Raw genomic sequence first — 12314 nt, 5'->3', positions numbered from 1 at the left:
TACGCCCCTCAGACTGCCTTCTCGCTCCCAAGGTTAATCGCGGCTTAACCCCGCAACCAAAAGGCCGCGAGTCTTATCCTCGGGCGATTCACAGGGCCTAGAATGGCCTTCTATGACTGATCTTTCACGTCCCGCCCGCTTCCAGAAAGCCCTCGGGCGAATCGCGCCGGAGCTGGCCCGCATGCTGGGAGGCCCCTTGGCGGGTCTCGCAGCAGAGAAGGCGAGCGCCATTCTCCTCGCCAAAGAGGTCGCCGAGCAGGCCGAGCTCGAACGGGCGCTGGCGTCGGCCTCGCCCTCCGTGCTGCTGGAGCTGAAGGAGGCGGGCCTGGCGCTCCAGCGAAGCCTGATCGAGGCGGGGGTGGAGGAAGAGCGCATCGCTGCTCTGGACCGGCAGAGTGCGAGGGAGCGAGAAATCGCGCTGAAAGACCATATCCCCGGCTTTCTCGCGGTAACCGTGGTGGCAGGGTTCTTCGCCGTGCTTGCCGTGATGTTGCTGAGGCAGGTTCCCGAGGGAACTGAGACCGAGTTCTCCATCATGCTCGGCGCGCTCGCGGCCATGGCCGCTGCGGTGATGAACTATTATTTCGGCTCCTCGGCTTCGAGCCGGGAGAAGACGCGGATGCTGGGCCAGCGGCCTTTCTGAAGCTTGTCAGCCGGAGGGGCGCGGGATAGCGCCGGTTCCATGAGTTTTGACGTTGCCATCCTCGGCTCTGGCGTGATCGGCGCCTGCGCTGCGTTTCATCTGGCCGAGGGTGGCCGGAAGGTCCTCTGGGTCAGCGACGGAGAGGCCGGCGCGACCCATGCGGCAGCAGGGATGCTGAGCCCTTCGTTCGAGCTGGCGCATGACGCAGGCGGGCCGAAGCTGCGGGCACTCCTTGAGCTGGGGCTTGAGAGCTGGCGCGGATTCGCGGCGCGGCTGTCGGATGAGCCTGCGGGGGACATCGGGTTCCAACTGGGCGGCGTTTACGGGATCGGCTTTCACGCAAGGCCGCCCGGGTCGGAGCTTCCTGATCGCGGCGCATTGCGCGAGTTTTCGCAGAAGCCGTCAGCCTTTGTGCCGGGAGAAGGGTCGGTCGAACCACTTCTCCTCCTTCAGCATATCAAGCGGCGCGCTGCGGATGTCGGGATCACCATCGTGGAAGGCCGGGGTGAGGTCGCCGAGGGTGGTGTCAGAGTCGCTGGCGAGACCTTCAGCGTGCAGAATGTCGTACTCGCCACGGGCGCTGCACGGGAGCAGGGGCCTGAGGGCTTGATGGGCGTGAAGGGCGCGGCGTTCATCGTCAGGTTGCACCCTGATGATGCTGGCGCTGTCCCCGGGGTGGTCCGTTCACCGACGGCCTACTTCGTGCCGCGGCAGGACGGCACGCTTTACATCGGAGCGACAGAAGAATGGCCCGGCGCGATTGCAGCGGGCCCTGATGATCTGTGGTCGGATGCTGTGAGGCTGTTACCGTGCCTTGGCCGCGCTGAGCGTCTCAGACGTCTCGAGGGCTTCCGTCCCTTCATCGACAGGAGCGGACCCCTCATCGAGCGTGACGGTGGTCGGCTTGGTCTCATCCGCGCTCAGGGGCACCATCGGAACGGTGTCCTGCTCGGGCCCGTGAGCGCCGAGGCGATCGAGGAACTGCTTGTCTGACAGGCCCTGACGGTCGGCGATCAGCTTGTCATAGGCCCGGCGCCACGGGCGCGGCCAGAAATGGGTCACACGAAGTTTGTAGCGGCGGGTCAGGAGGTTCCGGCGCTTCGGCGTCGGACGCAGGCGCGAGGCAAGGTCCATCAGCTCATCGGTCGCGGCCGTCTGGCCAATCGCGTCCTTGAGAACCGCTGCGGTCTCGTCGTCGAGGGTCGGCAGCTTGGCGACGGCTTCGTCGAGCTCGTCAGCCTTGATGTCGTCTTCGCTGCGCTCGCCCTCGCGTTCTTCGACGGCAGGAGGCAGGTCGCCGAGAACCTCGGTGATCGCCTGGGCGACTTCGGGTTCCTTGGAGAGGCGCTTGGCGAGGGTCTCGTTGGCCTCGACCACGATCACCGGCTGCTGGTCATTGTCCCGGCGGCGCGCCCGGCGAAGGGGGCTCGCGCCATAGCCTAGGGAGGCCGAGGCGAGGTCGGGGCGCATGAGAAGGCCGGCTTTGCTTTCTGCCTGCATCAGAACTTCCTGCTGGTCGCGGGCATCGGCGTGCCCTGCGTCGTCGTCGCCATCTTTTGGGTCGCCGAACGATTCGGCGAGTCTGTTCTGCACGGACTTAGCGCCGCGGGGCGGGCGAGGCGCCTCTTCGTTTTCCGCATCGGCGCGTTTTTCAGCGACGCGCTTGAAGGCTTCAGCTTGCGCCCGAAGGCGTTCGGCCTTGAAGGTATCGCTGGCTGCTTCTTCAGGTGACGCGGTGGCGTCTGCTTCGGAGACGCTGGTCTCGTCGAGGCCGAGGAGCTGGCGCGCAGCGTTAGTCACCTTGGGCGTGATGCCGTCGATGGGCAGCGCGCCGGAGAGCACATTGGCCTGGCACTGGTGGAAACCCATGGTCCTGAGCGCGAGGCAGGCCGCTTCGTCCTCAGCGCCAATGGCGGAGACGATAGCGCCTTTGGACTCAGCAAAGGCGATGAGGTCAGCAGCGTTCTGAAGGCTCGCCGTATGGTCGTTGCGGACTGCGCGGAGGAGGCCGCGGCCGCCGGTCTTGATCTCGTCAAAGGGTGCGATCGCGAAGACCTCGGCGATCTCGTCGCCCCGGCCCATCAATTCAGCGGCCAGCCTGACGCCGAGCTCCTTGAGCTCCGTCAGGATCGGCGCGGCTTCTGCGGTGTCGGAGACGCGGACCGGGCATTCGAAGGTGACCATCTCAGGATCGAGGCGGGTCGCTTCGAGAATCGCTTTCACCGATGCGGGGAGGCCTGGATCGATGCAGTCGGCAGGCGAAAGATTGATCGACAGGCCCGAAGGCTTCGAGAAGGCCCAGGACGCAAATTCCGCCGCCGAGCGCTCGAGAATCCGGCGCGTCAGGGCAGCGAGGCGGTCTTCGGCCTCGAAAGCGGGAAGGAAAACAGCGGGAAGCATGGTGCCAAAGCGCGGGTGATCCCACCGGCAAAGCGCTTCCACCCGCGCCAGCGAGCCGTCCTGAAGCGAGAAGATCGGCTGGTACAGGAGGTGGATCTGGCGCGAGACCAGGGCCTCGTCCATGTCCGCTCTTGTCAGTTTGAGAGCGCGTGCGCCCATACCAGTTCCCTCACGCCAAGCGATTCCAGCGCATGAGAATGTGTGAAGGGAAACAGTTAATGGGGTTTAAATCCGGATGAATCCTTTGTTGTCAAAGGCGGGATCGCGGAATCAGTCCTCGAACTGTTCGCGCAGGATACGCTCTTCGAGGCCGGTGCCGTGGTCGAAGAGGAGCTGCATCTGCTTCTTCCTCTCGATCGTGCAGTGGACCTCGGTGACGTTCCTGACCTCGACATTGTCGGCGGTGGCGGCGCAGCTCCTGAAGTCGGGGTCCTGGACGTGGAAGGTCACTTCCGCATCGTAGGGAAGGAGGGCGCCGCGCCAGCGCCTTGGCCGGAACGCGCTGATCGGCGTGAGGGCGAGGAGGTTCGCATTGATCGGCAGAATCGGTCCGTGGGCGGAGAGATTATAGGCTGTGGAGCCTGCGGGCGTCGACAGCAGCACGCCGTCGCAGATGAGCTGGCCCATCCGTGTCTCGCCATTGACCATGATCGAGATGCGCGCGGTCTGGCGTGTCTGGCGGATGAGGGAGATCTCGTTGATCGCCATTGCCTCGTGGACATTACCGTCCCTGTCCGTCGCTTTCATGCAGAGGGGGTTGATCACCGCGCGGTCGGCATTAGCAATGCGCTCGGGCAGCTCTTCAACCTTGCCGAGGGGGTTCATCAGGAAGCCGACGGTTCCGCAATTGATGCCGTAAACGGGCTTCGGGTGCTTCATCGAATCGCGCAGCACTTCGAGCATTGTGCCGTCGCCGCCGACCGCCACGATGTAGCGGGCGTCAGCCTCGGTCGCGTTGCCGAAAACGTCCGTAAGCTTCTCGAATGCCGATTGGGCTTCGGGCCGGTCGTTGGCGATGAAGGCGATCTCGCCTTTTCTTGGTGGCTCACGGCGCATGGCCAAGACGCTGGCCCGCGTGGCCGGGAAAGTCAAAGCCCTAGGGTTTCAGTGCCTCGCCTGTGATGTCGAAGGCTTCGCCCTTCCAGGGGGTGAGGCCAGCAGAGCCCTGATGGGCGATGAAGGCATCGGAGGCGTCAGCTGCCGCGCCGTCATACTCGAAGGACTGGAGCATTGCGAGGAAGCCTGTCTGAGTCACAAGGCGGGGGCCGTCCGTGTAGGGGCTATCGGGATGGCGCGTGGGGATGAGGAGACCATCGGCGTCGCCCATCACGTCGAGCACCTCGCCAAGCCCGCGCATGCGCGAGAGATAAGGGTTGTCGAAGGTCATGGGGATGAGTGTGAACTCTTCGCCGTCTGGTCCCTGAAGTGGGCCGGGGAGACCCCGCGCTGGCATCATGTTGAAGCAGTCTGCGACGCAGATGCTGGTGACCGTCGCAACCTTGCCTTCGAAGTGCCCGCCTTCAGCCCCAAGGCGCATGGCGAGGGGTTGGAGGCCGTTGATCTGGACCTGACCGCCATGGAACAGGCCCCAGAGCCCGTAGAACTTCTCTCCTGCGCCGCCCGGAAGAGCCTTGAGCAGACCGGTATTGTCAAGGATGTGCGTGTACCGACCAACGTCTGAAGGCCTCAGGAGAGCATTCTTGAGAAGGAGGTCGTTCACCGCCCGGATGGATGCAAGATCGGTGAAGCCTGGAACTTCGGACGGCCACGGACGATTGGCAAAGGCTTCCGGGACGACGGTGCCGTTGATCGTGTCAACGCCGACAAAGACGATCTTGCCTTCGTCAGGCTGGGCTTCGTTGAAGGACCGGACAGCGCCCAGCTTGGCGAAGAATTCCTTGTTGCCCCACTGGGTCGCTGTCTCGGCCCAACCATCGAAAACCCGGCGTGCCGGAGCGTCGTCGCCGTCAAGCACATAGGCGTTGAAAGCCATCGCCTGCGCCGGGCTCAGCTCGGCGTAGTAGGTCCTGATGCCGAGCTCCTCGTGGAGGTGGCGCATCATTGCGAGGTCGAGGGTCTGAACATCCGCATAGCCGTGGATTTCGTTCAGCATGAAGAGCGAGTGGTCGTAGAAGGACCGTTCGAAAGAGAGCCCTGCTTCTGCGGCGCCGAGGTCGAGGGGCACGGCTTCTGCCTCGAGGAAGGCCGCGTATTTGCCCTTGCCGAGCATGTCCTTTGCGACGGGAAGTTGGGGCAGGCCAGCGATTGCGAGAAGCACCAGCGCCAGGAAGATCGCGATCCACTTCAGGACCGAAAGAACGATGCGCATGGTGAGCCCCTCCAGCTAGGGCTTACTGCCCCTCGTCGTCACTATCGCCCCTTTCGCCGAAGGGCGTCCAGACCGGTTTTGGCGCTCCACGACTCCGGGGTTGCTGCGATGCAAGATATCCTTTGTGAAACGGTCGCGCCGCTTGCATTTGGCCGGTTCCGGGGGTAGGGGCGGCCACTTCCTCTTATTCCTGCCGGAGAACCTATGGCGCGCGTCACCGTCGAAGACTGCATCGAGAAAGTCGACAACCGGTTCGATCTTGTCCTGCTGGCTGCCCACCGGGCCCGCATGATCGCTTCCGGTCAAGCGCCTGAAGTCGATCGCGACCGCGACAAGAACCCTGTCATCGCGCTGCGTGAGCTGGCTGCCGACAAGATCACCTCGGATGAGATCACCGAAGACCTCGTCACTTCGCTTCAGACCCAGCTCGACGTTGATGAGCCGGACGAGGCGGAAGGCGTTGCAGCCGAGAAGGCTGACCTGCCCGAGCACGACCAGGTCTCCGAAGACGACCTGCTCGCAGCGCTCCAGCAAAGCGGCATGGCGCCGCTGTCGCCCTCCAACAAGTGACGGGACGGGGCGCTCCGCAGCTCCTGAGGATCGTCGCCATCGTCCTGGCCCTTGGTCTTTCGACGGTGGTGGTCCTTCAGGGCAGGGGTTCCCTCGAAGGCGAGCTGCCCTTCTGGATCCTTGCGGTCCCAGCCCTGATGCTGCTCGCGGCAATGCTTCTTGCTAAGCATGAGCGGGAGGCCAAAGGTGGCCAGGATGGCAAGGACGAAACCGACACCGGAAACCGTGGATGAGGCGCAGGTTGCAAGCCCGCAGAAGGCGGCAGCGCGCCGTGGCAGCGACGCTCGCGCGGTCGAGCCGCAAGCGGATGCACCTCAGGACAAGTCAGCTGGAAAAACGGACGCGAGTGTTCCGGGTCCTGCTGAGACGGATGTTCCGCCGCCGCCGATAGGCCGCGCGCCAGAGATCGTCAGGCAATACGAACTGGTCGAGCTTGTCCGGGCCTATGATCCAAACCTCGACGAGGACCTTCTCAATAAGGCCTATGTCTATGCCTACAAGGCGCACGGCAACCAGATGCGTGCGTCGGGCGACCCCTATTTCACCCACCCGGTTTCGGTTGCTGCGATCCTCGCCGACCTGAAGCTCGACCCAGTCACCATCGCCACGGCGCTTCTCCATGACGTGGTGGAGGACACCGACGTCTCGGTGGAGGAGATCAGGAAGCTCTTCGGTGACGAAGTGGCGATGCTGGTCGACGGGGTGACCAAGATCTCCACCAAAGAGATGCCCGCCGACGTGGACGGCGCTGCGGAGAACTTCGCCAAGTTCATCCTCGCGACGTGCAAGGACGTCCGTGTGCTGCTCGTCAAGCTCGCGGACCGACTCCACAATATGCGCACGCTGCACCATGTGCCGAAGCCCGAGAAGCGGCGGCGCAAGGCGCTCGAGACAATGGAGATCTACGCGCCTCTCGCGCGGATCATCGGGATCGAGAAGTTTCGCGAAGAGCTTGAAGACCTCTCCTTCTACTATCTGCGTCCTGACGATTATGCAGCGATCACCAAGGGGCTCGAAAGGGTCTCTTCGAAGTCGGTGTCGGACGTCATCGCGCTCAGCCAGACCCTCCGTACAGAGATCGAGAAAGCGGGTATCGATGCGGAGATCTATAGCCGCGAGAAGCGGGCGTTTTCGGTCTGGCGGAAGATGCAGCGGAAGAAGCAGCTGTTTGAGGAGCTGGCGGATATCTATGCGTTTCGTGTGATTGTTCCGAATGAGGAGGATTGCTACCGCGTTCTCGGCGTCATTCACCGGAACTACCGGATGATCCCGGGCGAGTTCGACGATTACATCTCGACTCCCAAGCCCAACAATTACCGCTCGATCCACACGGCTGTTCTTCTGTCCAAGGACAAAAAGGCGCAGAAAGCCGAGATCCAGATCCGCTCCAAGGACATGCACGAAGCCGCCGAGCGCGGGATCGCGGCGCACTGGAAATACAAAGATCGCAGCCAGCGCTCGTCCGGCTCGGTCGAGCTTTCCGGGTCCGAACACTACAATGATTATGAATGGCTCCGCCGCACCGTGAGTTCGGTGGAGGCAGGCGGCAATGTCGCGGAGCTTCTTCAGACGGCGAAGCTCGAATTCTACCGTGACCAGATCTTCTGCTTTACGCCCCGGGGCAGGGTCATCGGGTTGCCCTCGGGTGCGGTTGCCATCGACTTTGCCTATGCCCTGCACACGGAGATCGGTGACAGCTACACGGGCGCTAAGGTCAATGGCATCCTGCGGCCGAACCGCCATCAGCTAAAGAACGGCGATGTTGTCGAGATCCTGCGCTCCAAGGATGCGCCGATCCCGCCTGGGTGGGAGACATTCGCGGCGACGGGCTCGGCCAAGCTTCGGCTCAGGCGACGGGTCAAGGAGCTGGCTGCCAAGGACCAGCATGCCCTCGGCACACGGATCATTCGCTCGGCGTTTGAGCTTCACGATGTACCCTACTCGCCCGACGCGGTGCGCGAGGCGGCCAAGCGCATGGGCTTCCGCGGGCTGAAACCCCTGATGGAAGCGGTCGGGCGGCTCGAAGTCGCCGATACCGATGTCCTCGATCAGGTCTACCCGAACCTGCGTGCAGGGCAGAAGGCCTCGCGGAAAGCCATCGAGCCGGGCAAGGAACTGCGCCCTGGAGCGGTCTCGATCGAGGGGCTGCGGCGCGGCGCGGGGCTCTCCTTCTGCGAGGCGTGCAGGCCGCTGCCCGGCGAGCGGATCGTTGGCGTCAAAGGCGATGACGGGCGTGCGGTGGTGCACCGCATCGACTGCCAGGTGCTGGCCGATCAGGACGAGAAGGACTGGACGGACCTTGCGTGGCGGAACGATCCCGACGCTGCCTATGTTGTGGAAGTCGTGGTGACCGTGACCAACAGGACCGGCGCGATCGGGCATATCGGCTCGCTGCTCGCCAAGTATGATGCCGACATTCACGATCTGAATGTCGAAAACCGCGAAGTTCAGTTCTCTGATCTTCGTGTCGAGATCGAGGTGCGCGATGCCCGCCACCTCGCCAATGTGATGACGGCGCTGAGGGGATCGGATTTCGTGGTCTCTGCCGAGCGCTCGGAGGGTCTGAAGTGAACACGGACGAAGTTCTGAAGATTTTTGAAGAGTGCGGCGCGCTGCTGAAGGGGCATTTCATCCTGTCCTCCGGCCGACATGCTGACACCTACCTCAACAAGGCGCTGGTCAGCCGCTACCCTGAGCCGACCGAGCGGCTGGGGCGTGCGCTGGCTGAGGTGATTGGCACGCTGAAGGATAAGCCCACCGCTGTCGTTGCGCCCGCGATGGGTGCGATCCTTTTTGGCTATGAGACAGCGCGGGCGATGGACCTGCCTTTCATGTATACCGAGCGGGAGAACGGTGAATTCACCTTCCGCCGCGGCTTTGGCCTCGAGCCGGGCCAGAAGGTGATCGTGGTCGAGGACATCGTCTCTACGGGTCTTTCTGCACGGGAGTGCGTCGAGGCAGTGAAGAAGGCGGGCGGTGAGCCCTTGGCCGTGGCCTGCCTCATCGACCGTTCGGGCGGCAAGGCGGATCTCGGCGTGCCGCTTCTTCCGCTGGCGGAGCTTTCGATCCCGACCTACGACCCCGAAGATCTGCCGGAGCATCTCGCGGGCACGCCTGCGGTGAAGCCCGGAAGCCGGGGGCTCGCTTGATGGGAGAGGGCGGCAACCCCTGGGCCAAGGATGTCATTCCGCGTGCTGAGGCCTTGAAGGACGGCAACCCCGCCGCCGATGCGCCACCTTGCCGGCTGGGCGTCAATATCGACCATGTGGCGACGATCAGGAACGCTCGTGGCGGACCGCACCCTGATCCTGTGCGCGCGGCGAAGCTGGCCGAGGCTTGCGGTGCTGATGGCATCACGGCGCACCTGCGCGAGGATCGGCGGCATATCCGCGACGAGGATATGCAGCGCCTCAAGGATGAGCTCAGCGTACCCCTCAATTTCGAAATGGCTGCGACGCCCGAGATGGTGGAGATTGCCGTCCGTACACGACCCCATGCCTGCTGCCTCGTGCCAGAGCGGCGGATGGAGCGGACGACCGAAGGCGGCCTCGATCTCGTGGCGAGCCGCGCTTACCTCGAGCCTGCTATTGAGCGGCTGAAGGATGCAGGCTCGCGTGTGTCGCTGTTCATCGACCCCGAAGAAGACCAGATCCGCACCGCAGCCGACCTCGGCGCGCCGGTGATCGAGCTTCATACAGGGACCTATGCCGAAGCCGCGCTTGAGACGAACAAGGCGAAGCTTCAGGAGAGCTTTGATGCCCTTCGCCGCGGCGCGACGCTCGCCCATGAGCTGGGGATCGAGGTCCATGCGGGGCATGGCCTGACCTTCTGGAACGTCCAGAACATCGCCGCCCTGCCGGAGATCCGTGAGCTGAACATCGGACACTTCTTGATTGGCGAAGCGGTCTTCATGGGCCTCGACGGCGCGATCAAGGAGATGAAGAAGCTGATCTCCGACGCAAGGACCGGGGCGCTCCTTTGAACCTCGGCGCGTCAGCGGGGCTGATCATCGGCCTCATCGTTGGTTGTGCGCTCGCAGCGCAAGGGGCGATGAATGCCAAGCTTGCCGACCAGATCGGCGGAGCGCTGCCCGCTGCTACGTGGAGCTTTTCGGTTGGCCTGCTGACGCTGCTCCTGATCTATGGCGTCCTGAACAAGCCTATTCCTAGCATCTCGGATTTCCAGAGTGCGCCCTGGTGGGCTTTGCTCGGGGGGCTGGCGGGGGCTTCGGTGGTGACGGGCGCTGCGTTCTTCGTGCCGAAGATCGGGGTGACGACCTGGCTCGGGGCGATCATTGCCGGGCAACTCGTTGCGGCTATCCTAATTGATCATTTCGGCGCCCTCGGAACCGAGGTGCGCCAGATCAACCTGACCCGGATCGGTGGAGCCGTGCTCCTCGGCCTCGGGGTCTGGCTGGTCCAAAAGGGAGGGCAGCAGGGCACATGATCATCGGCATTGGATCAGACCTCATCGATATCCGCCGGGTGGAGAAAACCCTTGAGCGGCATGGCGAGCGTTTCACCCACCGGGTCTTCACGGAGATCGAGCGGAAGAAATCAGACAAGCGCCGTATGCGCGCTGCCTCCTACGCCAAGCGCTTCGCGGCCAAGGAAGCGACGTCCAAGGCGCTCGGCACAGGGCTGAGCCAGGGGGTCTACTGGCGCGACATGGGGGTGGTGAACCTGCCCACCGGCGCGCCGACCATGAAGCTCACCAATGGTGCCAAGGCCCGCCTCGATGTCCTGACACCGCCGGGACATGATATTCAGATCCACCTGACCATCACGGACGACTTCCCGCTGGCCCAGGCGTTTGTCATCCTCTACGCGGTTCCCAAGGGCAGTGACAGAACGGATGCGTTATGAGTGACGGTGAACAGAGCTCGCTGAAGGAGATGGCCGCCGAGGCGTGGGACGTCTCGAAGACGGTGGTGATCGCGGTGGCGGTGACGCTGTTCGTGCGGTTCTTCTTCATCCAGCCCTTCAACATCCCCTCTGCCTCGATGGAGCCGACCCTGATGACGGGGGACTTCATCCTCGTGGACAAGATCGACTACGGCTATTCGAAGGCGTCGCTCATCTACCCGCTGACCCGGATGCCGCTCGAAGGGCGCGCCTTCTCCGACATGCCTGATCGCGGCGAGGTGGCGGTCTTCAAGAACGCCCGCGACCGCAACAAGGACTACGTCAAGCGCATCATCGGCGTGCCTGGCGACACGATCCAGGTGATCGGCGGCGTCCTCTACGTGAACGGCAAGGCCGTGGAGCGTGAGCTCATCCCTGATCCCGAGACCACCTGCGAGGGCTACAACCCTTCGGCGCGCCGCTACCGCGAGACGCTGCCTGATGGACCGACCTACACGGTGCAGGAGTGCGACGGCGACAGCGGCGACTGGGACAACACGGCGCCGAAGCGCGTGCCCGAGGGCTTCTACTTCGCCATGGGCGACAACCGCGACCGCTCGGCGGACAGCCGGACGCCGATGGTCAACTTTGTGCCCCACGATCAGCTTGTCGGACGCGCGCGCCGCGTGGCGTTCTCGGTCGATGGCGACAAGGCGAAGTTCTGGGAAGTCTGGCGCTGGCCCTTCGCGATCCGGTACGGCCGCATCGGCGACAAGGTCGAGTAATGGGCAAAGCGCGGGTTTTGCTGGAGGATGTCGAAAAGGCGACAGGCCATACGTTTGAGCGCCGTGAGCTCCTCAAACGCGCGATGACCCATTCGTCGGTCTCCGGCGACAATGTGAAAGACCTTGAGCGGCTTGAGTTTCTGGGCGACCGGGTGCTCGGTCTCCTGACGGCAGAGGCACTCTGGCGCCGCTATCCTGACATGGCCGAGGGCGATCTCGCGCCGCGGCTCAACCAGCTGGTGCGCAAGGAAACCTGCGCGGAGGCAGCGCGGTTCTTCAACCTTGGCGACGCGCTGACGCTCTCTGCTGGCGAGGAGAACAATGGCGGCCGGGACCGCGATGCGATCCTTGGCGATGCGATGGAGGCGCTCCTCGGTGCGCTCTACATCGACGGCGGGCTCGAGGCGGCACGGGTCGCCTGGGACCGCTTCTGGGGCGAGCGCTTCGACGGCATCGCCGACCAGCACCGGGACCCCAAGACGACGCTTCAGGAATGGGCGCAGGCCGAAGGCCACGGCACGCCGAGCTATGTCGACATCGCCCGGTCAGGTCCTGACCACGCGCCGAAGTTCACCGTCGAGGTGCGCGCCGGAAAGCTGAAGCCGGAGCAGGGCACGGGCTCTTCCAAGCGCGATGCCCACGCCGATGCAGCACTCACCGTCCTCAAGCGCGAAGGCGTCTGGGACCAGGCGTGAATTGTCACAAAAATCCTGTGGCAGTTTCGTGACGCTTCGCTAGTTTGC

Annotated in this window: 13 protein-coding genes and 1 pseudogene; 11 read left to right on the top strand and 3 right to left on the bottom strand. The window is 63.8% G+C overall.

The features are described from left to right. The first annotated feature begins 112 nt into the window (after window positions 1-112). Window positions 113-643, top strand: coding sequence for a hypothetical protein (locus HK107_RS12465; protein WP_173200269.1), 531 nt, complete (start codon window positions 113-115; stop codon window positions 641-643). Window positions 644-682: 39 nt separating this feature from the next. Beyond that, entirely contained in the window at window positions 683-1636 is a 954-nt protein-coding gene (locus HK107_RS15730; RefSeq protein ID WP_233061492.1) for an NAD(P)/FAD-dependent oxidoreductase, read from the top strand. 867 nt (window positions 1637-2503) lie between these two features. Here the strand turns inward: HK107_RS15730 and HK107_RS15725 are convergent. The 3 genes and pseudogenes from HK107_RS15725 to HK107_RS12450 form a co-directional block, all read right to left on the bottom strand. Continuing rightward, a pseudogene (locus tag HK107_RS15725) lies at window positions 2504-3166 on the bottom strand (EAL domain-containing protein); the annotation flags it as partial. Between the two features lie 147 nt (window positions 3167-3313). Continuing rightward, on the bottom strand, window positions 3314-4099 hold the full coding sequence (locus HK107_RS12455) for an NAD kinase (RefSeq protein ID WP_173200264.1): 786 nt from the start codon (window positions 4097-4099) through the stop codon (window positions 3314-3316). 40 nt (window positions 4100-4139) lie between these two features. Beyond that, complete coding sequence (locus HK107_RS12450; RefSeq protein ID WP_173200262.1) at window positions 4140-5372, bottom strand: TraB/GumN family protein; 1233 nt, start codon at window positions 5370-5372, stop codon at window positions 4140-4142. A gap of 204 nt (window positions 5373-5576) precedes the next feature. Here HK107_RS12450 and rpoZ point away from each other — a divergent pair, with 204 nt between their 5' ends. Genes rpoZ through rnc form a run of 9 tightly spaced genes read left to right on the top strand, consistent with a single transcriptional unit; the run spans window position 5577 to window position 12266 of the window. Beyond that, on the top strand, window positions 5577-5942 hold the full coding sequence (gene rpoZ / locus HK107_RS12445; RefSeq protein WP_173200260.1) for a DNA-directed RNA polymerase subunit omega: 366 nt from the start codon (window positions 5577-5579) through the stop codon (window positions 5940-5942). Then, entirely contained in the window at window positions 5939-6175 is a 237-nt protein-coding gene (locus tag HK107_RS12440; protein ID WP_173200258.1) for a hypothetical protein, read from the top strand. The genes rpoZ and HK107_RS12440 overlap by 4 nt, the downstream gene beginning before the upstream one ends. After that, the gene (locus HK107_RS12435; protein ID WP_173200256.1) at window positions 6138-8513 is read left to right on the top strand and encodes a RelA/SpoT family protein; all 2376 of its coding nucleotides are present in this window, start codon (window positions 6138-6140) and stop codon (window positions 8511-8513) included. The genes HK107_RS12440 and HK107_RS12435 overlap by 38 nt, the downstream gene beginning before the upstream one ends. Next, on the top strand, window positions 8510-9091 hold the full coding sequence (gene pyrE, locus HK107_RS12430; RefSeq protein ID WP_173200254.1) for an orotate phosphoribosyltransferase: 582 nt from the start codon (window positions 8510-8512) through the stop codon (window positions 9089-9091). The genes HK107_RS12435 and pyrE overlap by 4 nt, the downstream gene beginning before the upstream one ends. Beyond that, window positions 9091-9924 carry a pyridoxine 5'-phosphate synthase gene (locus HK107_RS12425; protein ID WP_173200252.1) on the top strand — a complete coding sequence of 278 codons (834 nt, stop codon included), beginning with the start codon at window positions 9091-9093 and terminating at the stop codon, window positions 9922-9924. The genes pyrE and HK107_RS12425 overlap by 1 nt, the downstream gene beginning before the upstream one ends. Next, on the top strand, window positions 9921-10388 hold the full coding sequence (locus HK107_RS12420; protein ID WP_173200250.1) for a DMT family transporter: 468 nt from the start codon (window positions 9921-9923) through the stop codon (window positions 10386-10388). Before HK107_RS12425 ends, HK107_RS12420 begins: the two co-directional genes overlap by 4 nt. Next, on the top strand, window positions 10385-10807 hold the full coding sequence (gene acpS / locus HK107_RS12415) for a holo-ACP synthase (RefSeq protein ID WP_173200248.1): 423 nt from the start codon (window positions 10385-10387) through the stop codon (window positions 10805-10807). The genes HK107_RS12420 and acpS overlap by 4 nt, the downstream gene beginning before the upstream one ends. Beyond that, window positions 10804-11571, top strand: coding sequence for a signal peptidase I (gene lepB, locus HK107_RS12410; protein ID WP_173200246.1), 768 nt, complete (start codon window positions 10804-10806; stop codon window positions 11569-11571). The genes acpS and lepB overlap by 4 nt, the downstream gene beginning before the upstream one ends. Next, a complete protein-coding gene (gene rnc / locus HK107_RS12405; protein ID WP_173200244.1) occupies window positions 11571-12266 on the top strand; it encodes a ribonuclease III in 696 nt (231 codons plus the stop codon). The genes lepB and rnc overlap by 1 nt, the downstream gene beginning before the upstream one ends. Window positions 12267-12314: the final 48 nt, after the last annotated feature.

Origin of the sequence: Parvularcula mediterranea, from assembly GCF_013085255.1 — a bacterium.
In the GTDB taxonomy this organism is placed as follows: Bacteria; Pseudomonadota; Alphaproteobacteria; order Caulobacterales; family Parvularculaceae; genus Parvularcula; species Parvularcula mediterranea.
The sequence above is the reverse complement of the archived record's forward strand: the minus strand, read 5'-3'. Positions and strand labels throughout refer to the sequence as shown.

Excerpts from the sequence above, each read along its gene's own strand:
- rpoZ (WP_173200260.1), top strand. The coding sequence starts at position 5,577 with ATGGCGCGCGTCACCGTCGAAGACTGCATCGAGAAAGTCGACAACCGG.
- acpS (WP_173200248.1), top strand. The coding sequence starts at position 10,385 with ATGATCATCGGCATTGGATCAGACCTCATCGATATCCGCCGGGTGGAG.
- HK107_RS15730 (WP_233061492.1), top strand. The coding sequence starts at position 683 with ATGAGTTTTGACGTTGCCATCCTCGGCTCTGGCGTGATCGGCGCCTGC.
- rnc (WP_173200244.1), top strand. The coding sequence starts at position 11,571 with ATGGGCAAAGCGCGGGTTTTGCTGGAGGATGTCGAAAAGGCGACAGGC.
- HK107_RS12435 (WP_173200256.1), top strand. The coding sequence starts at position 6,138 with ATGGCAAGGACGAAACCGACACCGGAAACCGTGGATGAGGCGCAGGTT.
- HK107_RS12450 (WP_173200262.1), bottom strand. The coding sequence starts at position 5,372 with ATGCGCATCGTTCTTTCGGTCCTGAAGTGGATCGCGATCTTCCTGGCG.
- HK107_RS12455 (WP_173200264.1), bottom strand. The coding sequence starts at position 4,099 with ATGCGCCGTGAGCCACCAAGAAAAGGCGAGATCGCCTTCATCGCCAAC.
- HK107_RS12425 (WP_173200252.1), top strand. The coding sequence starts at position 9,091 with ATGGGAGAGGGCGGCAACCCCTGGGCCAAGGATGTCATTCCGCGTGCT.
- lepB (WP_173200246.1), top strand. The coding sequence starts at position 10,804 with ATGAGTGACGGTGAACAGAGCTCGCTGAAGGAGATGGCCGCCGAGGCG.
- HK107_RS12465 (WP_173200269.1), top strand. The coding sequence starts at position 113 with ATGACTGATCTTTCACGTCCCGCCCGCTTCCAGAAAGCCCTCGGGCGA.